Origin of the sequence: Streptomyces sp. NPDC006925 (assembly GCF_042869575.1) — a bacterium.
Lineage (GTDB): Bacteria > Actinomycetota > Actinomycetes > Streptomycetales > Streptomycetaceae > Streptomyces.
The window spans coordinates 19,842-38,852 of record NZ_JBIAGB010000039.1 but is presented as its reverse complement, the minus strand read 5'-3'; the positions used below and the strand labels follow the sequence as shown (position 1 = coordinate 38,852).

The following is a 19,011-nucleotide window of genomic DNA, read 5'->3' as shown; positions in this document are numbered from 1 at the left end:
GCCCCGCCGCGCGGGGTGGCGCCCCCCCACGCGGGTTTTGTTTCGCCGGGGGGCCGCTAATTGGCCGCTTCCCGGGGGGGGGGGGGGGGGGCGGGCCCCCCCCCCCCCCCGGGGGGAGGCGGGCGCGGTGGCGCCTCCCGGTGGCAGGCCGGGGGAGGGCGGGGGAGTGGGCAATGCGGGCTCGCACTTCGTCGGTGGGTGGCGGCTGCCGGCGCGCGGGTGCGCGTCGTCGGGTCGGCTCACGCGCGGGTGCGCGCCAGCGGGTTGGTCTGTGTGGAGTTGCGGACGGTGAAGACGACCGAGCCGGGGCGGTAGCGGTCGTCGGAGGTCTCCACGGGGCGGCCGTCGGCCGTCGTGGTGGTGCGGCGCACCCGCAGCAGCGGGCTGCCCCGGCGCACGCCGAGGTGCTCGGCGTCGGCGGTCCCGGCGGCGACGGCGTCGATGTGGTGCTCGCCGTGCGCGAAGACGAGCCCGCTGTCGTCGTGGAGCCGCTGGGTGACCGACTCGCAGTCGGCCGGCAGCGCGTCGACGGCGGTGCCGATCCACTCCGCGTAGACGGTGCGCTCCAGCAGCACGGGCTCCCCGTCCAGGGTGCGGACCCGGAGCACGCGCAGCACCGGAGCGCCGTGCGGCACCTGGAGCAGTCCCGCCTCCTCGGGGCGTGCGGTGTCCCAGTCCGAGGTCACCACCAGTCCGCCCGCGGTCCGGCCGCCGGCGCGTGCCCACTGGGCGAAGCTGCGCAGCTCGGTGAAGGTCTGGCTGGGCGTGGTGGACAGCACCACGCGGCGGGCGCCCTGCCGGGAGCCGATCAGGCCCTCGGCGAGCAGCGCGGAGACGGCTTGCCGGACGGTGCCGCGGGAGGCGCCGTGCGCGGTGGCGAGTTCCGCCTCCGAGGGGAGGGTCGCGCCGACCGGGTAGTGCCCGTCGGCGATGGCGCGGCGCAGTTCGTCGGCGATCCGCTCGTGCCGTGCGCCGCCGCGCTGCGACGGCGTGCGACCGGTGGTCCTGCGGCGGCCACCGCGGGCGGACTCGGACATGGGGCGACTCCCTCGACGTGCTGCGCTCACTGGCTGCGCGGGCTCCGCCAGATCATGCCATCTGTGCGCAGCAGTGCGCACATCAAGTGGGCGGGGGCAGATGCGTATAACCGCAGTTCGCAGCGCTAAACCTGTTCGCAAATAACGCTTTGAGCTGGGCATTTGATGGGTGGCTCGGGTTGGCGCCGCGGGGTGCGTACTGCTAGCTTGCCCACGCTCAATGAATCGAGCTTGTCCATACAGGTGACGGGCACGAACCCCAGGAGTGGAAACGTGAAGGCAGACCATCTCAGCCGTAGGAGCCGCCTGTTGACCGCCGCGGCAGCGGTCGTCACTCTCTCCGCCGCGGCAACCGGCTGCGGCTCGGCACCGGCTCAGGGCTCGGACAGCGAGGCGAGCAAGGCCCGCTCGGCCGCGGACCTGGGCGGCATGGACAAGCTGGTGGCGGCGGCGAAGAAGGAGGGCAAGCTGAACGTCTACGCCCTCGCGCCGACCTGGTCCAACTACGGCCAGATGATCAAGACCTTCGAGAAGAAGTACGGCATCGAGGTCCACAACGAGGACCCGGGCGGCAGCAGCCAGGGCGCGCTGAACGCCGCGGCCAAGCGCAAGGGCCAGGACCGCGCCGTCGACGCACTCGACCTGGGCACCGCGTTCATGCAGCAGGCCAAGACCAAGAAGCTGCTGGCCCCGTACAAGGTCAAGGGCTGGGACGCGATCCCCGACTCGCAGAAGCAGTCCGACGGCTCCTTCATGAACAACTACGGCGGCTACATCTCCCTCGGCTGCGACGCCAAGGCCGTCAAGAAGTGCCCCAAGAGCTTCGAGGACCTGCTCAAGCCGGAGTACAAGAACAAGGTCGCCCTCAACGGCAACCCGAACGAGTCCTCCTCGGCCTTCTCCTCCGTCATCGCCGCCTCGCTCGCCAACGGCGGCGGCTTCGACGACGTGCAGCCCGGCCTCGACTTCTTCAAGAAGCTCAAGAAGAGCGGCAACTACGTGCCCGTCGAGTCGACCAAGGCCACCATCCAGAAGGGCGAGACGCCCATCTCCATCGACTGGGACTACCTCAACCTCGGCTACGGCGAGGAACTGAAGTCCAAGGGCGTCGACTGGAAGGTCAACGTGCCCACCGACGGCCAGTACTCGCAGTACTACAACCAGGGTGTCAACAAGTACGCGCCCCACCCGGCGGCCGCCCGGCTGTGGCTGGAGTTCCTCTACAGCCCCGAGGGCCAGAACATCTGGCTCAGGGGCTACTCGCGGCCCGCGCTGCTGGAGAAGATGACCGAGGACGGCACCGTCGACAAGAAGGCCGCCGCCAAGCTCCCCGAGGTCGAGGGCACGCCGAAGTTCCCCACGCACGCCCAGGAGGCCGAGGCGCAGAAGACCATCAGCGAGGGCTGGGGCGCGGCGGTCAGCTGATGGCTGTGACGACCCCCGCCTCCTCGGCCGACACCGCCGCCCCCGCGACCGGGCGGCAGCCCGGCGCCACCCCGCCCGCGCCGGCGCGCCGCCGCGCGGGCGGCGGCGCCCGGCACTGGCGCTGGCCCGCCGTCGTACCGTTCTTCGCGTTCATGGCCGTCTGCTTCGGCCTGCCCGCCTGCACCCTGGCCTACAACGCGTTCACCGTCGTCGACCCGGCCACCGGCGCCGACCACTACAGCCTGGAGAACGTACGCCACTCGCTGTCCGGCGCCTACGCCACCGGACTGGCAGGCAGCGTCAAACTCTCCCTGCTCAGCGCCGTGCTGGCCACCGTACTGGGCACCGTCATCGGGCAGGCGCTGCTCAGCTCCCGGAACGGGGCGCTGCGCAAGGCCGCCGTCTCGGCGTCCGGCGTCTTCGCCAACTTCAGCGGAGCACCGCTCGCCTTCGCCTTCATCGCCACCCTCGGCACCACCGGAACCGTGACGCGGCTGCTGCACCTGAAGAGCACCGGGTTCAGCCTCTACACCTTCACCGGACTGGTGCTGGCCTACCTGTACTTCATGGTGCCGCTGATGGTCGTCACCGTGCTGCCCGCACTGGACGGCGTCCGCACGCAGTGGCGGGAGGCCGCCGCCTCCTGCGGCGCGACCAAGGCGCAGTTCTGGCGGCACGTGGGGCTGCCGGTGCTGATGCCCTCGCTGCTGGGCGGAGCCGTGCTGATGTTCGGCACCGCCTTCGCCTCGCACGCCACCGCCGCCGTGATGACGGGCAGCTCGGTACCGCTGATCACCATTCAGATCGCCAACGCGCTGTCCGGCAACGTCCTGGTCGGGCAGGAGAACCTCGCACTCGCCATGAGCCTCAACATGGTGGTGATCGCACTGCTCGTGATGGCCGTACAGATCCCGCTGCAACGACGGAGCAACCGATGGCTGGGCTGACCGCCACCCCCCGTATCCGCCGGGTGCGCAAGCGCCCCTATGGCAGCTTCCTGGTCCTGCTGCTGGCCGCGCTCTACTTCCTCGTCCCCGTCGCCGCCTCCCTCTGGTTCACCGTCGACGACCCCGGCAAGGGCGTCACCTTCGGCGCGTACGCCCGGGGCCTGCGGGACGAGGGCATGACCACCAGCCTCGGCCTGTCGATCCGGCTCGGCCTGGCGACGGTCGCGCTCGGGCTGCTGCTGATGGTGCCCACCATGGTCGTCGTCGCGCTGCGGCTGCCCAGGCTGCGCCGCGTCGTCGAGGTGCTGTGCATGGTGCCGCTCATCATGCCGCCCGTCGCCCTCGTGGCCGGGGTCAGCACGGTGCTCTCCTGGGAGCAGGACCTGGCCGACACCCCGCTGTGGGCCACCTTCCAGGCGCTGCACAACAAGAGCTTCCCGCTGGTCCTCGTCCTCGTCTACACCGTCATGTCGCTGCCGTTCCTCTACCGCTCGCTGGACGGCGGACTGCGCGGCACCGACCTCAAGACGCTGGTGGAAGCCTCCCGCAGCCTGGGCGCCTCGCGGCTGGGCACGCTGTGCCGGGTCGTGGTCCCCAACCTGCGGCCCGCCATCGTCAGCGGCGCCGTCCTCAGCCTGGCCATGGTGCTGGGCGAGTACACCGTGGCGAGCGTGCTCGGATTCGAACCGTTCTCCGTGTGGATGGTGCACGTCGGCGACTACGAGGCCCAGCTCTCCGTCGCCGCCGCCATGCTCAGCCTGCTCATCACCTGGGGCCTGCTGCTCCTGCTCACCAACCTCGCCGGCGGACGCACCCGCAACCGGAACCGGACCGGCAACCGGAGGAAGACGACCGTATGACCACCACCGCGCGCACCGACACCACCGCGAGCACCGACACCACAGCGAGCCCCGACACAGCCGCCGCGACCGCACCCGGCACGGCGGCCACCCCCGAGGACCAGCCCGGCGGCGTCGGCCTGCGGCTGCGCGGACTGCAGCGCTCCTTCGGCGCCACCACCGCGCTGGACGGACTCGACCTGGACATCGCCCCCGGCGAACTGGTGGCCCTGCTGGGCCCGTCCGGGTGCGGCAAGACCACCGCGCTGCGCATCATCGCCGGATTCGAGAGCGCCGACCGGGGCGAACTGCTCATCGGCGGCGAGGACGTGACCGCCGTGCCCGCCAACCGGCGGGACATCGGCATGGTCTTCCAGTCCTACAGCCTCTTCCCCACCATGACGGCCGCCGAGAACGTCGCCTACGGGCTGCGCGTCCGCAAGGCACCCAAGGCGGAGCGGGCGGCGCGCGCCACCGAACTGCTGGAACTGGTCGGACTGCCGGGCCGCGAGAAGCACTACCCGCACCAGCTCTCCGGCGGCCAGCAGCAGCGCGTCGCACTCGCCCGCGCCCTGGCCATCCGCCCCCGGATCCTGCTGCTGGACGAACCGCTCTCCGCACTGGACGCCAAGGTGCGGCTGCAACTGCGCGAGGAGATCCGCCGCCTCCAGCTCGAACTGGGCATCACCACCGTCTTCGTCACCCACGACCAGGAGGAGGCGCTGTCGATGGCCGACCGCGTCGCGGTGATGCGGGACGGCCGCCTGGAGCAGTGCGCCCCGCCGAACGAACTCTACGAGCGGCCCGCGACGCCGTTCGTCGCCGAGTTCGTCGGCACGATGAACCGGCTGCCCGGCGTCGTACGGGACAGCGGCACCGTCGAGGTGCTCGGACGGCGGCTGCCGGTGCACGGGGAGTGCCCCGGCACCGGCTGCGAAGTGGACGTCCTGCTGCGCCCCGAGGGGCTGAAGGTGCACACCGGCGCCGAGGCGGAGGGCGAACCGGCGACCGTCCGGGTGGCCACCTTCCTCGGCGGCGTCACCCGCCTCCTGCTGACCACCGACTCCGGGGCCGAGGCCAAGGCCGACCTGCCGAGCTGGGAGGCGGAGGCCCTCACCCCCGGAGCCCGCTGCACCCTCACCCCGCACGACAACCCCGTCCTGGTGGAGGAGACCGCCCGCTGAGGGCTGAGGGCTGAGGGCTGAGGGCTGAGGGCTGAGGGCTGAGGGCTGAGGGCCGGTGGGCCGGGTGGGCGCCGTCGGCCGTTGAGCCGCGACCGCTGGGCCGGTCGCGCGCCCGGGCCCGTCGTACGGGGGACGACGGGCCCGCGGCGGTGTTCCTTCGCGACCCGGGCTGGTCTTCGCGGGCCTCGGTGCTCCTTCCCGGGCCGGGCCCGGACAGCGCCCGCACCGCTGCCCGGGAGCCGCCGCCGCGGGTGCTGCTGCTACGGGCGCTCCACCTTGGCGCCGAGATCCGCCAGCTTGTGCATGAAGTTCTCGTAGCCGCGGTTGATCAGGTCGATCCCGTGCACCCGGGAGGTCCCCTGCGCGGCCAGCGCCGCGATCAGATACGAGAAGCCACCGCGCAGGTCCGGGATGATCAGATCGCTGCCCTGGAGCTTCGTCGGTCCGGACACCACGGCCGAGTGCAGGAAGTTGCGCTGCCCGAAGCGGCAGGGCATCCCGCCCAGGCACTCGCGGTAGAGCTGGATGTGCGCGCCCATCTGGTTGAGCGCCGAGGTGAAGCCGAGCCGCGACTCGTACACCGTCTCGTGCACGATCGACAGCCCGGACGCCTGCGTCAGCGCCACCACCAGCGGCTGCTGCCAGTCGGTCTGGAAACCGGGGTGGACGTCCGTCTCCAGCGCGATGGCGTTCAGCGGGCCGCCCGGGTGCCAGAAGCGGATGCCCTCGTCACCGATCTCGAAGGCGCCGCCCACCTTCCGGAAGGTGTTCAGGAACGCGATCATCGACTTCTGCTCGGCGCCGCGTACGAACACGCTGCCCTCGGTCGCCAGCGCGGCGCTCGCCCAGGAGGCCGCCTCCAGGCGGTCCGGCAGCGCGCGATGGGTGTAGCCGCCGAGCTTGTCGACGCCCGTGATGCGGATGGTGCGGTCCGTGTCCATCGAGATGATCGCGCCCATCTTCTGCAGCACGCAGATCAGGTCCTCGATCTCCGGCTCCACGGCCGCGTTGGACAGCTCGGTGACGCCCTCCGCCAGCACCGCCGTCAGCAGCACCTGCTCCGTCGAGCCGACCGACGGGTACGGCAACCGGATCTTGGTGCCGCGGAGCCGCTGCGGGGCCTCCAGATACTGCCCGTCGGCCCGCTTCTCGATCGTCGCGCCGAACTGCCGCAGCACGTCGAAGTGGAAGTCCACCGGACGGCCACCGATGTCGCAGCCGCCCAGCCCCGGGATGAAGGCGTGGCCGAGCCGGTGCAGCAGCGGACCGCAGAACAGGATCGGGATCCGTGACGAGCCCGCGTGCGCGTCGATGTCCGCGACGTTGGCGCTCTCCACGTGGGAGGGGTCGAGCACCAGCTCGCCGGACTCGTCCCCGGTGCGGACCGTGACGCCGTGCAACTGCAGCAGCCCGCGTACGACCCGGACATCCCGGATGTCCGGCACGTTGCGCAGTCGGCTCGGTTCACTGCCCAGCAGCGCGGCGACCATGGCCTTGGGGACGAGGTTCTTCGCACCCCGGACACGGATCTCGCCCTCGAGCGGGGCGCCACCGTGGACGAGGAGTACGTCGGCTGGGCTGTCGGTCATGGATCTCCGCGATTCCGCGAGACGGGATGGGACAACAGGCAAGCGTAATGGCCCCGTCCGGTGCCGACCCAAGCCCGAGGGGGGTCGACGACTGTCACAGGTACGCAATAACACGGAGGGTCGTCCACCTGTCACCTCGGGTGCTGTATATGCGAGCTGCGGCGGATGCGTAGTGGGGCGCATGCGTCCTGCGGTGCCCGGCGTCCAAGGTGCCCGGCGTCCTGAGGTGCCCCGGGTCCTGAGGTGCCGCCCGGCGTCCTGCTGTCCCCCCGGTATCCCGGGGGGTCATGTGTCCCGCGGTGCGTGTGCTCTGCGGTGCGTGTGCTCTGCGGTGCGTGCTCTGCGCCGCGCAATGCGGCTTGCGCAAGGTCGCCGAGGGGTCTCGGTGGGTCACCGGCGGGGCGCCCGTCGACGGCGGGCGCCCCGCCCGTACCCACCCGGCCCGGCCCGCGAGCCGTCCCGCGCCGCGCTCCGCCCCGGCCTCGGGGCCCCGATCCGGCCATTGGGTCCCGCAAACGGCCCACGTGCGGGATCATTGCCGTATGACCGAGGTGTCCTCGCTCACCGGACGACTGCTCGTCGCCACACCGGTGCTGGCCGACCCGAACTTCGACCGCGCGGTGGTGCTCCTCCTCGACCACGACGAGGAGGGCTCACTGGGCGTGGTCCTCAACCGACCCACCCCGGTGGACGTCAGCGACATCCTGGAGCCGTGGGCCGCGCTCGCCGGCGAGCCCGGCGTCGTCTTCCAGGGCGGCCCCGTCTCGCTCGACGCGGCGCTGGGTGTCGCGGTGGTGCCCTCCGGCAGAGGCGACCGCTCCGACGGGGATCCGGCCCCGAGCGCCGACAGCGCCCCCGGCGGCCCGGCCGGGCCCGCGCCCGACGGCCCGCGGGCAGAACGCACGCAGGCAGAACGCACGCGGGAGGACGGACCGGCCGCGGAATCGCAGGACCGGCCCGGCGGACGCCCCCGGGAGCCGGACTCACCGGGCACCGCGGACAGCGCGAGCGCCGAGTCCCCGCCCCCCGCCGACAGCGACCCGGCGGCGGACACCGGTACCGCCGGGCGGCAGGCGACGGGAGAACCCGGAACGGCCGAGCCTGGGGCGACCGCCGTCCGCGGCACCGGAGGTCGTGGGGCGACCGGCGACGGCGGTGCTGGTGACCGCGGGGCGACCGGCGACGGCGGTGCTGGTGACCGCGGGCGCAGGCAGCCTCCGGAGCGGGGTTCCGCGGGCGGGACCGAGCCGGTGGGCGAGGGCGGCGCGGACGCGGAGGCCGATGCCGGGTACGGCGACGCGGGCTCAGAGACGGACACCGTCCTCGACACGGACGGGCCGCTCGGATGGCGCCGCGTGCACGGAGCCATCGGCCTCGTCGACCTGGAGGCCCCGCCCGAACTGCTCGCCGCCGAACTGGGCTCCCTGCGCATTTTCGCCGGGTACGCGGGATGGGGCCCGGGGCAACTGGAGAAGGAGCTGTCAGAGGGCGCCTGGTACGTCGTCGAGTCCGAGCCCGGCGACGTCTCATCGCCGGCCCCCGAGCGGCTGTGGCGGTCCGTCCTGCGCAGGCAGCGCAGCGAGTTGGCGCTGGTCGCGACGTACCCGGACGACCCGTCCCTGAACTGAGCCCCCGGCCGGCCGGAGGTTGCGACGGGCGGCGTCCGGGGCGAGCCTGGGGGCCACCCGGGAGTGGGCCCGAACTGGGGTCCGCGCGGGGCCCCCGACGGGTGACCCGTGTCCCGGCCCATGCCTGACGTGTTCCGGTCGCATGAGTACCCTTGGACTGCATGAGCACTCTTGAGCCCGAGCGCGGGGCGGGCACCGGCACACTCGTCGAACCGACCCCGCAGACGTCGCACGGTGACGGCGATCACGAGCGATTCGCCCACTATGTCCAGAAGGACAAGATCATGGCGAGCGCGATGGAGGGGACTCCCGTCGTCGCGCTCTGCGGGAAGGTCTGGGTCCCGGGTCGCGACCCGAAGAAGTACCCGGTCTGCCCGATGTGCAAGGAGATCTACGAGACGATGGGTGCCGGAGGGGACAAGAACGGCAAGGACGGCAAGGGCGGCGACAAGAAGTAGCCCGCCCCCGCCTCTGAGCTCAGCGCCCCCGCGCACCTGCGCACCGCGGCTCCGTGCCGCATGTGCCTCACACTGCCGTCCCGCCTGTACCCGATACGGGCGGGGCGGCAGTGCTGTTTGCCGCACCCTTCTTCCCGCTGGTTCGGGATTGTTGTGTTCCGGTTTCCGCTATTGATGTCGGTGGGTGGGGTGTTGGGGGCGCTGCTACCGTCAGGTGCACGACAGTTACCTGATGCTTCCGGGAGTTTGTTGTGCGTCCGACCCGTTCTGCTGTTCCGCTGGCCGCTCTCGCGGCGGCTGCCGCGCTGTTTGTTTCCGGGTGCGGTGGGGGTGACGACGGTGACGGGAAGGGCGGCAAGATCGACGGTGCCGGGGATGCGGGGAAGAAGTCGCCGAGTGCCGCGGAAAGTTCACCGGGCAAGAAGAATACGCCGGGTGATTTCCGCACGTCCGACATCGAGTTGCCGGACGATGTGAAGCTCGTCTTCGACTGGGACCAGCCCTCGGATCCGGACAAGGCCGCCGCGCTGGACGGGGCAGCGGACTATATGCGGGTGGTTCGCCACGGCATGGTGAAGGCGAACCCCAAGGATCCACTGATCGCTCAACATACGGTGCCGCTGCAGAACGCGCAGGAGTACGCAAACACGTTGATGGATCGGCAAGCTCAGAAGAACTACACCATCACCGGGGCGGAGCGTTTCTACAAGGAGCAGGTAGGTGACCTAGTAGACGGAAAGCTCGTCGAGGTGGCGTTCTGTTCCGATCAGAGCAGAATCTTCAGTAAGCAGATCAAGACCGGAAAGGTTCTCCGGGACGCGACGTCGGGAGATGATAACTTCCTTCGTTTCAGCGTGGTCGTGCAGAAGCCTTCGCAAGGCGACGCGTCCTGGAAGGCCAGAAGTGTTGAGGTCACGGAGGGGGCGGTGAAGCAGTGCAAAAACTAGCAGTCAGGGGCGCACTGCTCTCCGGAGTCGTTGCCGCGGTGCTGAGTCTGGGAACTCCTGCTGCTCACGCGGGCTTTGGTGTCGACCAGAGCGCGAATAAGGAGGGGCAGAGTTACAGCGCGAAGGCGAGTGCCGTCCACTATTCCGGCAGTGGTGCGGGCGGCAGCAGTGGTGGCAGCGGTGGTGGGAGTCTTTCGGTTCCGGGTGGGGGTTGGTCGCCGCCGCCGTGTTGGTATGCGCCGAGGTATTCTCCTGGGGAGTTGAAGGAGAAGATTGATGATTCGCCGTTTTCGGTGACGGGGCGGGATCCGGATAATGGTGGGCAGAAGCGGGATACGGATCTGGCGATTCGGGAGAAGTATGAGTCGCGGGATTACGACAACTATAATCTGGAGAAGGAGGGGGAGGGGCAGTTCTGGGCGGCGGTGCCGAATCCGGATGAGAAGGATGCGGCGAAGGCCCAGTCGTGTACGGAGTTGCCGTTCTGGGTGGAGAACGGTGAGGTGCCGGATGTGGAGAACGCGATCAGTCCGCAGATCCTCTCCAAGCTCGCGTATGCGCGGATCCGGGTGCCGGATACGCGGGTGGAGATGAATCCGGCGGGTCGGCAGACGGTGAATCTGCCGACGTGGGTGTGGCTGGATGAGGGCCGGTACAAGAGGTTGTCGGTGCGGGCGTCGGTGGATCTGGGTGGGGGCCGGGAGATCTGGGCGCGGACGACGGTGGTGCCGGAGGCGCTGAGGCTGGATCCGGGTACGGACAGTGCGAGGCTGCATCCGGGTTCGGGTGAGTGCGGTGTCGAGGATGACGGCAGCATCGGCACGGAGTATGTGAAGGGCAGTGGGAAGAAGGCGCCGCCGTGCGGGGTGACGTATCTGAAGGCGACCCGGGGCGGGGGGAGTTATACGTTGCGTTCGACGCTGACGTGGTCGGCGTCGTGGGAGGGCAGTGGCGGTGCCGGCGCCAGCGACCTGCCCAGCGGCGAGTTCGGCGGTCGGCAGGACGTCACCGTCCAGGAAATCCAAGCCATCAACTGAGACGTCATCTCGTTTGGCGAGTCTGCGGTAGCAGATAAGGGTGCAGGCGATGCTGGTGAAGGCGAGGAAGTGGTCGGCTTTGCGTTCGTAGCGGCGGTGGAGTCTCGGCGGCATCCGGCGAGCCAGGACGTGCTGCGCTCGATGGTCCACTGGTGACGTCCGAGTCGCTGAGAGGTCTCTGTGCCTTTGCGAGCGATACGTGGCGTGGATGGTTCCTGCTGCGGAGCCAGCGGCGCAGAGGCCGGTTGTCGTACGCCTTGCCGGCGTGCAGCTTGGCCGGGCGGCGGCGCCGGAGACCCCGGCGGGATTTGATCGGCGGGATACCGCGCACGAGCGGTTCGAGCGCCTGGCTGTCGTGAAGTTCGGCTCCGAAGATGCCGATGGACAGGGGCTGTCCGTCCGCTTCTCTCCGTGATCAAGTGGATCTTCGACCCGTACTTGCCTCGATCCACAGGATTCGGGCCGGTCAGGCCCCCATTTCATGGCCTGCATGTTCACGGAGTCGATGGCGCACCGCGACCGGTCCAACTCGCCGTGGGTGCCGAGCTCGTCGAGGACCAGGCGGTACAGCTTGGCCCGGACCCGGGCCTTCGTCCACTCCGTGAGGCGCCCGTGGGCCGTCGCGCCCGACGGCCCGAACGATGCCGCTGGAAGCTGCTGCCACGTACAGCCTGACGTTGCCACGAAAACGATCGCCCACCAGCACCTCGCGGTCACCGTGGCGATGCCGGCCACCACCCTGCGGCCGCGACGGCGCTTTCGGAACCCCGCGCTGGAACAACCGCCACGACTCATCCGGCACGAGCCGCTCAACAATCCCCACGTCGGGAGGCTACCGATAGCAAGGCTGACGCTCCGTAGTCAGTGACCCATGCGGCGCTGTCTGTCGAACCGAAGCAGCACCCGTACCAGGCGCCACATTCCGGCCACCGCTCCGAGCAGTGCGCCCGCCATCAACACGCGCCTCTCCGCGGGGCCGGAGAGGTCAAGGGCCTGGACAAAAGTCCAGGCGACAGTGAAAACGACCCCACCCAGCGCGGTGGCAGTCACCAGGGCGAAGACGATCTCCACCGTCATCGCATCCTTTTCCCACCGTGCCTCACGCCCCGTGTCCATGCTGCAAGTCTCACAGCCCGGTCAAGTGTGCCGCGTCTGTGCCTGGCTGCTGACTCTCACAGGCGGCTCGATCACCAATTGGGATGACCTCTGAGCCTGGCGCGAGTTGACCCAGCACCGAGGGTGCCGCCGCTCTTCTGGCGCACCCCGGCGGTTTGGTCACTTGATCAGCTACGCAGGTCCATGCCGGGGTGGCGCGTGCGTGCAGTGGGATGTGGATGCGGTTCGTGCCCTGCCTGCGGAGGTCGTCTGCGTTGGGCCGGTTCTCGGCCGGGACTGTTGTGTTCCGGTTTCCGCTGTTGATGTCGGTGGGTGGGGTGCGGGGTGCGCTGCTACCGTCAGGTGCACGACAGTTACCTGATGCTACCGGGAGTTTGTTGTGCGTCCGACCCGTTCTGCTGTTCCGCTGGCCGCTGTCGCGGCGGCCGTTGCGCTGCTCGTTTCCGGGTGCGGTGGGGGTGACGACGGTGACGGGAAGGGCGGCAAGATCGACGGTGCCGGGGATGCGGGGAAGAAGTCGCCGAGTGCCGCGGAAAGTTCACCAGGCAAGAAGAATACGCCGGGTGATTTCCGCACGTCCGACATCGAGTTGCCGGACGATGTGAAGCTCGTCTTCGACTGGGACCAGCCCTCGGATCCGGACAAGGCCGCCGCACTGGATGGGGCAGCGGACTATATGCGGGCGCTGATGCACGGCACGGTCGAGCAGGACCCGAAGGATCCGGTGCTGGTGAAACATGTGGTGCCGTTCCAAAGTGCCCAGAAATTCGCAACGACCAAGGTGAAATTGGATGTCGAGAAGGGGTACACCGTCTCGGGGGAGGAGCGGTACTACAAGTCAAAGATGGGTGATGTGACCGACCAGAAGCTTGCTGAGGTCTCCTTCTGTGTGGATCAGTCCAAGTTCTTCAGCAAGAAGATCAAGACGGGCAAGGTGCTGCGGACGGGGAAGAGTTCGTCCAGCTACTTGTATTTCACTCTGGTGATGCAGAAGCCGAAGGAGTCGCAACAGCCCTGGAAGGCTCGGACGTTCGGGGCTGAAGAGAAGGCGGTGAAGCAGTGCCAGGAGTGATGAGGAGGGGAGCGCTCGTCGCGAGTGTATGTCTCGCAGGATTGGTCGGGTGCACTTTAACCGCGCATGCCGACGAGGACTCGATGTCGGGCGCCCTGGGGAGCTTCAAGAATGGGGAGGCGGGCGCTGGAGCTGGTGGGCGTCGGGAGGTCAGCTATTCCGGCAGTGGTGCGGGCGGCAGCAGTGGTGGCAGCGGTGGTGGGAGTCTTTCGGTTCCGGGTGGGGGTTGGTCGCCGCCGCCGTGTTGGTATGCGCCGAGGTATTCTCCTGCGGAGTTGAAGGAGAAGATTGATGATTCGCCGTTTTCGGTGACGGGGCGGGATCCGGATAATGGTGGGCAGAAGCAGGATACGGACCTTGCGATTCGGGAGAAGTACGAGTCGCGGGATTACGACAATTATAATCTGGACAAGGAGGGGGAGGGGCAGTTCTGGGCGGCGGTGCCGAATCCGGATGAGAAGGATGCGGCGAAGGCCCAGTCGTGTACCGAGTTGCCGTTCTGGGTGAAGAACGGGGAGGCGCCGGATGTGGAGAACGCGATCAGTCCGCAGATCCTCTCCAAGCTCGCGTATGCGCGGATCCGGGTGCCGGATACGCGGGTGGAGATGAATCCGGCGGGCCGGCAGACGGTGAATCTGCCGACGTGGGTGTGGCTGGATGAGGGCCGCTACAAGAAGTTGTCGGTGCGGGCGTCGGTGGATCTGGGTGCGGGCCGGGAGATCTGGGCGCGGACGACGGTGGAGCCGGAGGCGCTGAGGCTGGATCCGGGCACGGACAGTGCGACGCTGCATCCGGGTTCGGGCAAGTGCGGAATCAACGACGACGGAAGCATCGGCAGGGAGTACGCGAAGGGCAGCGCGAATAAGGCGCCGCCGTGCGGGGTGACGTATCTGAAGGCCACCCGCGGTGGGGGGAGCTATACGCTGCGCTCGACACTGACCTGGGCGGCGTCGTGGGAGGGCAGCGGCGGTGCCGGAGCCAGCGACCTGCCCAGCGGCGAGTTCGGCGGCCGGCAGGACGTCACCGTCCAGGAAATCCAAGCCATCAACTAGCCGGCCGTGTCACACGTCAGCCGTGTCACCGCGTCCGTTGCCCGGCGGTCGGGGGACGGCGCACGCGGCCGTGCCGCCCGGGAGGCGGTGCCGGTTGGCAGCGATGAGGCGGTAGCCCAGGTGGGCGACCCAGCGGAAGGGCGGCAGGGTCAGTACGGCGCCGGCGACGGTCCAGCCGCCGTCCGCGCTGAGCAGAGCTTTCGCCACTGCCTGCGCGCCGCCGTACACGGTGCCGGTCGGCGTCACCCACAGCACCTCGTGTTCCGCGTGCTCGCGGGTGACTCCGAGCCCGGTCAGGTCGGCGGACTGCCACGGTTCGCTCTCACAGCGTGGGCGAACATGGCGTTCGCCGAAGCGGAGCGCGGCGGTGCAGAAGGCGCAGTCCCCGTCGTAGACGAGAACCGGGCGTACCGGTCGAGCTGGGTGGCCGGACGGGACCCGAGGCCCGCTCGGCAGGGGTCGGGTTCGCATGCGGTCATCGTCCCGCACGGGCCGGGGCGCGCGCAGCTCCGGCGTACGCCGGTTCGCGGTCCGAGGCCAGGACGGGCGGATGCTCGCGCAACGTTTCCCCGCCCAGGACCCGCAGGACGCAATGATCTTTCGGCAATGCGCAACAGGTGTGCATTCCTGCCGTGAGCTGCGGCCTCGTAGGCTCATGCCCCGTGCCGGGAGTGGCGGCGACCGCCAGTTCGGCAGCTCTCCTCCCGATGGCGCACGGGTTCACCTCCGCACAGGGCGACCCGTCATGCCTCAGTCATGTGCGCGGGCCGTCGCAGGTCCCGCCGACCCGCAGCGACAAGGAGCCCGACACATGCCGGAACACAGCGCAGCGCCGCCTTCGGCGGAACACTCCTCTCCGCCTGGCTCCGGCGGGTCAGCGCAGGCGCCCGCTCCCCGTCGCGGAGGGCGGTTGACGCGGCGCAAGCCGGTCGAGCGGCTGATGGCCGAGGGCGGGCAGGGGGCGGGCGGGGCGCTGCGCCGGTCCTTGTCGATGTGGCAGTTGACGATGATCAGCATCGGCGCGACGCTCGGCACCGGGATCTTCGTCGTGCTCGGCGAGGCAACCCCGCTGGCCGGTCCCGCTGTCGCGATCTCGTTCGTCCTGGCAGGGCTGACCGCGCTGTTCTCCGCGCTGTCCTATGCGGAGTTGGCGGGTTCCATCCCGGTCTCCGGGTCCTCGTACTCGTACGCCTACGCGACGATGGGCGAACTCGTCGCCTGGGTGTGCGGTTGGTGTCTGGTGCTGGAGTACGGCATCTCCGTCGCGGCTGTCGCGGTCGGCTGGGGCCAGTACCTGGACGAACTCCTCGACGGCACTCTCGGGGTGACGATCCCCGAGGCGGTCTCCGCACCGCTCGGTGAGGGCGGCTTCGTGAACCTGCCCGCGCTGGTGGTCATCCTGCTCGCCATGGTCTTCCTGATGGGCGGTGCCAAGGAGAGCGCACGCATCAACACCACCATGGTCATCATCAAGATCGTGACCCTGCTGCTGTTCTGCGGCATCGGCTTCTTCGGCATCCAGGCGGGGAACTACGCCCCGCTCGCCCCGCTCGGCGTGACGGGGGTGAGCGCCGCCGCCGCGACGCTGTTCTTCTCGTACATCGGCTTCGACGCCGCCTCCACCGCGGGAGAGGAGGCGGAGAACCCGAAGCGGGACCTGCCTCGGGCGATCATGCTGTCGTTGCTGATCGTCACGGTGCTGTATTGCGTCGTCGCGCTGGTCGCCGTCGGCGCCATGCCCTGGCAGGACTTCGGGGGCACCGATGCGGCCCTGGCGCGGATCATGGCGGACGTCACCGGTACGGACCTGTGGAGCGTCGTGCTCGCGGCCGGTGCCGTGGTCGCCATCGCGAGCGTCGTCTTCGCCGTCCTCTACGGCCAGACCCGCATCCTGTTCGCCATGTCCCGGGACGGCCTGGTGCCGCGGGTGTTCGCCAGGGTGGACGCGCGGACCGGGACGCCGCGCGCCAACACCCTCCTCGTGTCGGCCTTCTGCGGAATCCTGGCCGCGACGATCCCGCTCGGGGAGCTGGCCGACGCCACCAGCATCGGTACGCTCTTCGCCTTCGCCCTGGTCAATGTGGCCGTCATCGTCCTGCGGCGCACCCGGCCCACGATGAACCGCACGTTCCGGGTGGCGCTGTTCCCGCTCACGCCCCTGCTCGGCTTCGGGTTCTGCGTCTGGATGATGGCCAGCCTGCCGGTCGCCACCTGGGCCGTCTTCGGCGGATGGATGGCCGTCGGGCTCGCGGTGTACTTCCTCTACGGCATCCGCCACTCGCGGCTCGCCGCGGACGACGCCGAAGCGGCCGCCGACGGGTGACCCTGCGGAACGGCATGGCGGGGCGGGCCCGGTCATGCCGTTCCGCGGGCCGCGGCCACTCCCGGCCTCAGGGGCTGGTCGGCGCCCTGCGCGGGTGGCCGAGTGCCAGGAGAGTTCGGGCCGACCGGCGGCCCCGGCAGGGAACGGACCTACGGTCAACGGACCTACGGTCTTTCGATCGCGAGCCTGCCGGCGAACGCGATCATGGCAGCCCCGCCGCCGGCCTTCAGCGCCCGAATACGGCGCCTCCTCCCCAGGAACCAGGTCCGCAGGGAGCCGGCCGCACAGACCCAGGTGGTCTCGATGAGCGCCTGGGCGACGCCTCCCGCGAGGCCGATGATCAGCATCTGGGCGACAGGATGTCCGAGCGAGTGGTCGACGAACTGGGGCAGGACGGCCATCAGCGACACGACGCTCTTCGGGTTGGCGACACCGACCAGGAAGCCCTGGCGCACTGATCGCGCCCACGACGTCCCGCCCGGGACATCGGCCGTGGCCGAGGGCCCGTCCTCGGAGCCGGACCGGGCGGCTCGCAGCGCACCGACACCCAGCCAGAGGAGGTAGCAGGCGCCCGCGACCTTGACCGCCATGAAGAGCTTGGCCGAGGTCGCGACGATCGCTCCGAGACCGGCGAGTACGAGCGCCAGCAGCACAAGTCCGCCCAGGGCATTCCCCAGCACGATCCACATGGCGGATCGATGCCCCAGCGTGATGGCACGGCTGGTCGCGAGCAGCACGGAGGGCCCCGGGATCGCCGACAGCACCGCTGACAGAGTCAGGAATCCGACGACCAGGCTCAGGTTCACGGGCACAGGCCGCACAGTAACCGAGGGCCGATTCACCGGGGAAGAACCGCGCGGTCCGGGCTGGTACGACATGCCTCCGGCGAGTGGGTGCGGACCTCACCGGTCCTGGCGACGAACCGTTCTCAACCCGGGCGAACCTGCCCGCCACCACACTAAATGCCGTCACCCGCGCGGAACGGGAGGGTCAGCCAGGGGCTTTCGGGGTCGGTGGTCAGGACGCGGTGGGCGGTCAGCATGTCCTCGTACCACGACCCGAACTCCTCCTCGTCGAAGTGCAGGCAGCGTCCCAGGATGTACCCGGCGGAGAAGTCCTCCCAGGAGCGGTAGCCGACCGCGCTGACCCGGCCGGCGCGCAGGACGGCGTCCTCGGCCTCCGGCAGCGTGCAGAAGCGGGACGCCAGGCCGAAGCGGGCCATGTTGGCGGCGCGGCCGTAGTCCCAGGCCGCGGCGGAGCGCACGAACCGCCCCTCGGGCAGCAGCCCGTCGGCGCGGAACCGGGACTCGTACCGGGTGATGCGTCCGATCAGCCGCTTCACCCCGTCGATCTGCCACTCCACCTCCTCCTCGCTGGGGCCCTCGGTCCGGGTCACCCCGTCCGGGGTCAGTTCGATGGTGGCTGTGGCGATCCGCTTGCGCAGCACCCGCTCCGCAGCCTGCCGCCAGTGCGCGGGCTCCACCTGCCCGCCGAAGTCCTGGGCCAGACTGTGCCGCAGGCCCAGGGTGAACTCCCACACCGGGCTGCTCATCTCGTTGGTCAGCAGCTCCTCCTGGTACTGCTGCCACTTCTCCCGTGTGGTGACGCCCCACCAGCGGTCGAGCGCCCGCCGCTCGTCGGTGTAGCCGTTCCCGTGGCCGAGTGAGTTCCAGTAGAGGCCGTTGTTCACGGACAGCAGGGCACCGCAGGCGAGTCCGCGGGCGACGGGTCCGGAGCGCGGGCCGCCCAGCCACAGCGTGCGGAGTGTCCCGTGCGCGCAGACGTGGTCGACCCGGTCGGCGTGCTGCTTCCACAGCGCGCACAGCGACCGGCTGGCCGGGAAGTACGCCTCGCAGGGCGAGCCGGGATTGACGGCCAGCCACTGCGGGTCCTGAGCCGACCAGTCCCGCGCGTAGTCGCCGAGGGTCTCGGAGATGAAGACCGGGTCCTCGACCGGTGCCGGGAGCATGGCCTCCGTGTAGACGGCAGCGCACCAGCTCTGCACCTCCGCGCGCCAGACCGGTTGCATCCGGGCCGGGAGGTGCCCGGGGTTGGCGTCCAACCACGGCCGGGAAGCGAGCCGGTACAGGTACTGGCCCGCCAGCACATCCAGGTAAGCGGCCCAGTCGTGCCGGCACTTGGCCTCGTACAACCGCTGCTCCACCACACTGGGAGCCTCCGGCCACGCGGGCGCCGCCGTGTCGGCTCCCGCCGCTGCCGCCGCGCGCGCTCCCGCTGCCCCCGCGGCCTCTTCGGCCGCCCCCCGCTTCCACATCTGTCGCCCTCGCACTCAGTTGTCGCCGTCGCCCGCGTTCTGTTCGCCGTCCCACCCTGCCCGACGGCTCAGCGGGGCGGTC

At 69.9% G+C, this 19,011-nt stretch carries 16 protein-coding genes and 3 pseudogenes; 12 read left to right on the top strand and 7 right to left on the bottom strand.

Translation table 11 applies throughout. From position 1 onward, the window contains the following. Nucleotides 1-239: 239 nt before the first annotated feature. On the bottom strand, nt 240-1,037 hold the full coding sequence (locus ACFYNS_RS30910) for a GntR family transcriptional regulator (RefSeq protein ID WP_360294088.1): 798 nt from the start codon (nt 1,035-1,037) through the stop codon (nt 240-242). A 273-nt stretch (nt 1,038-1,310) separates the two neighbouring features. Here ACFYNS_RS30910 and ACFYNS_RS30905 point away from each other — a divergent pair, with 273 nt between their 5' ends. The 4 genes from ACFYNS_RS30905 to ACFYNS_RS30890 are packed head-to-tail and all read left to right on the top strand — an operon-like array spanning nt 1,311 to nt 5,432. Next, entirely contained in the window at nt 1,311-2,462 is a 1,152-nt protein-coding gene (locus ACFYNS_RS30905; protein WP_388606191.1) for an ABC transporter substrate-binding protein, read from the top strand. Further along, complete coding sequence (locus ACFYNS_RS30900) at nt 2,462-3,409, top strand: ABC transporter permease subunit (protein WP_360294083.1); 948 nt, start codon at nt 2,462-2,464, stop codon at nt 3,407-3,409. Before ACFYNS_RS30905 ends, ACFYNS_RS30900 begins: the two co-directional genes overlap by 1 nt. Then, the gene (locus ACFYNS_RS30895; protein ID WP_360294080.1) at nt 3,397-4,269 is read left to right on the top strand and encodes an ABC transporter permease subunit; all 873 of its coding nucleotides are present in this window, start codon (nt 3,397-3,399) and stop codon (nt 4,267-4,269) included. Before ACFYNS_RS30900 ends, ACFYNS_RS30895 begins: the two co-directional genes overlap by 13 nt. Then, nucleotides 4,266-5,432: an ABC transporter ATP-binding protein gene (locus tag ACFYNS_RS30890; protein ID WP_360294077.1), complete on the top strand. Its 1,167-nt coding sequence runs from the start codon at nt 4,266-4,268 to the stop codon at nt 5,430-5,432. The genes ACFYNS_RS30895 and ACFYNS_RS30890 overlap by 4 nt, the downstream gene beginning before the upstream one ends. 260 nt (nt 5,433-5,692) lie before the next feature. On the opposite strand, the gene murA is transcribed toward ACFYNS_RS30890, so the two are convergent. Continuing rightward, complete coding sequence (gene murA, locus ACFYNS_RS30885; protein ID WP_276475609.1) at nt 5,693-7,021, bottom strand: UDP-N-acetylglucosamine 1-carboxyvinyltransferase; 1,329 nt, start codon at nt 7,019-7,021, stop codon at nt 5,693-5,695. A 287-nt stretch (nt 7,022-7,308) separates the two neighbouring features. On the opposite strand from murA, the pseudogene ACFYNS_RS30880 reads away from it, so the two are divergent. The 5 genes and pseudogenes from ACFYNS_RS30880 to ACFYNS_RS30860 all read left to right on the top strand — a co-directional run. Beyond that, a pseudogene (locus ACFYNS_RS30880) lies at nt 7,309-7,785 on the top strand (YqgE/AlgH family protein); the annotation flags it as partial. 567 nt (nt 7,786-8,352) lie between these two features. Beyond that, a pseudogene (locus ACFYNS_RS30875) lies at nt 8,353-8,649 on the top strand (YqgE/AlgH family protein); the annotation flags it as partial. Nucleotides 8,650-8,810: 161 nt separating this feature from the next. Beyond that, a complete protein-coding gene (locus tag ACFYNS_RS30870; protein WP_019357562.1) occupies nt 8,811-9,107 on the top strand; it encodes a DUF3039 domain-containing protein in 297 nt (98 codons plus the stop codon). 251 nt (nt 9,108-9,358) lie between these two features. Further along, on the top strand, nt 9,359-10,054 hold the full coding sequence (locus ACFYNS_RS30865) for a hypothetical protein (RefSeq protein ID WP_388606188.1): 696 nt from the start codon (nt 9,359-9,361) through the stop codon (nt 10,052-10,054). Between the two features lie 260 nt (nt 10,055-10,314). Continuing rightward, entirely contained in the window at nt 10,315-11,091 is a 777-nt protein-coding gene (locus ACFYNS_RS30860; RefSeq protein ID WP_388606186.1) for a hypothetical protein, read from the top strand. An 18-nt stretch (nt 11,092-11,109) separates the two neighbouring features. Here ACFYNS_RS30860 and ACFYNS_RS30855 read toward each other — a convergent pair. Then, nucleotides 11,110-11,914 (bottom strand): annotated as a pseudogene (locus tag ACFYNS_RS30855) (IS5 family transposase); the annotation flags it as partial. A gap of 38 nt (nt 11,915-11,952) precedes the next feature. Next, complete coding sequence (locus tag ACFYNS_RS30850) at nt 11,953-12,207, bottom strand: DUF6332 family protein (RefSeq protein ID WP_360294066.1); 255 nt, start codon at nt 12,205-12,207, stop codon at nt 11,953-11,955. Between the two features lie 379 nt (nt 12,208-12,586). Between ACFYNS_RS30850 and ACFYNS_RS30845 the strand changes: the two genes are divergently transcribed. Both ACFYNS_RS30845 and ACFYNS_RS30840 read left to right on the top strand, forming a co-directional pair. After that, the gene (locus ACFYNS_RS30845; RefSeq protein ID WP_388606185.1) at nt 12,587-13,279 is read left to right on the top strand and encodes a hypothetical protein; all 693 of its coding nucleotides are present in this window, start codon (nt 12,587-12,589) and stop codon (nt 13,277-13,279) included. 275 nt (nt 13,280-13,554) lie between these two features. Beyond that, complete coding sequence (locus ACFYNS_RS30840; protein ID WP_388606183.1) at nt 13,555-14,331, top strand: hypothetical protein; 777 nt, start codon at nt 13,555-13,557, stop codon at nt 14,329-14,331. 9 nt (nt 14,332-14,340) lie between these two features. Here the strand turns inward: ACFYNS_RS30840 and ACFYNS_RS30835 are convergent, their stop codons facing one another. Then, complete coding sequence (locus ACFYNS_RS30835; RefSeq protein ID WP_388606182.1) at nt 14,341-14,802, bottom strand: thiol-disulfide oxidoreductase DCC family protein; 462 nt, start codon at nt 14,800-14,802, stop codon at nt 14,341-14,343. Nucleotides 14,803-15,142: 340 nt separating this feature from the next. On the opposite strand from ACFYNS_RS30835, the gene ACFYNS_RS30830 reads away from it, so the two are divergent. After that, the gene (locus ACFYNS_RS30830; RefSeq protein WP_360294055.1) at nt 15,143-16,654 is read left to right on the top strand and encodes an amino acid permease; all 1,512 of its coding nucleotides are present in this window, start codon (nt 15,143-15,145) and stop codon (nt 16,652-16,654) included. Nucleotides 16,655-16,818: 164 nt separating this feature from the next. Here ACFYNS_RS30830 and ACFYNS_RS30825 read toward each other — a convergent pair whose 3' ends face one another. Beyond that, nucleotides 16,819-17,466, bottom strand: coding sequence for a LysE family translocator (locus tag ACFYNS_RS30825; protein WP_360294053.1), 648 nt, complete (start codon nt 17,464-17,466; stop codon nt 16,819-16,821). Between the two features lie 146 nt (nt 17,467-17,612). After that, complete coding sequence (locus ACFYNS_RS30820) at nt 17,613-18,929, bottom strand: DUF1266 domain-containing protein (RefSeq protein WP_388606180.1); 1,317 nt, start codon at nt 18,927-18,929, stop codon at nt 17,613-17,615. Nucleotides 18,930-19,011: the final 82 nt, after the last annotated feature.

Excerpts from the sequence above, each read along its gene's own strand:
- ACFYNS_RS30910 (WP_360294088.1), bottom strand. The coding sequence starts at position 1,037 with ATGTCCGAGTCCGCCCGCGGTGGCCGCCGCAGGACCACCGGTCGCACG.
- ACFYNS_RS30900 (WP_360294083.1), top strand. The coding sequence starts at position 2,462 with ATGGCTGTGACGACCCCCGCCTCCTCGGCCGACACCGCCGCCCCCGCG.
- ACFYNS_RS30895 (WP_360294080.1), top strand. The coding sequence starts at position 3,397 with ATGGCTGGGCTGACCGCCACCCCCCGTATCCGCCGGGTGCGCAAGCGC.
- ACFYNS_RS30890 (WP_360294077.1), top strand. The coding sequence starts at position 4,266 with ATGACCACCACCGCGCGCACCGACACCACCGCGAGCACCGACACCACA.
- murA (WP_276475609.1), bottom strand. The coding sequence starts at position 7,021 with ATGACCGACAGCCCAGCCGACGTACTCCTCGTCCACGGTGGCGCCCCG.
- ACFYNS_RS30870 (WP_019357562.1), top strand. The coding sequence starts at position 8,811 with ATGAGCACTCTTGAGCCCGAGCGCGGGGCGGGCACCGGCACACTCGTC.
- ACFYNS_RS30850 (WP_360294066.1), bottom strand. The coding sequence starts at position 12,207 with ATGGACACGGGGCGTGAGGCACGGTGGGAAAAGGATGCGATGACGGTG.
- ACFYNS_RS30835 (WP_388606182.1), bottom strand. The coding sequence starts at position 14,802 with ATGCGAACCCGACCCCTGCCGAGCGGGCCTCGGGTCCCGTCCGGCCAC.
- ACFYNS_RS30830 (WP_360294055.1), top strand. The coding sequence starts at position 15,143 with ATGCCGGAACACAGCGCAGCGCCGCCTTCGGCGGAACACTCCTCTCCG.
- ACFYNS_RS30820 (WP_388606180.1), bottom strand. The coding sequence starts at position 18,929 with ATGTGGAAGCGGGGGGCGGCCGAAGAGGCCGCGGGGGCAGCGGGAGCG.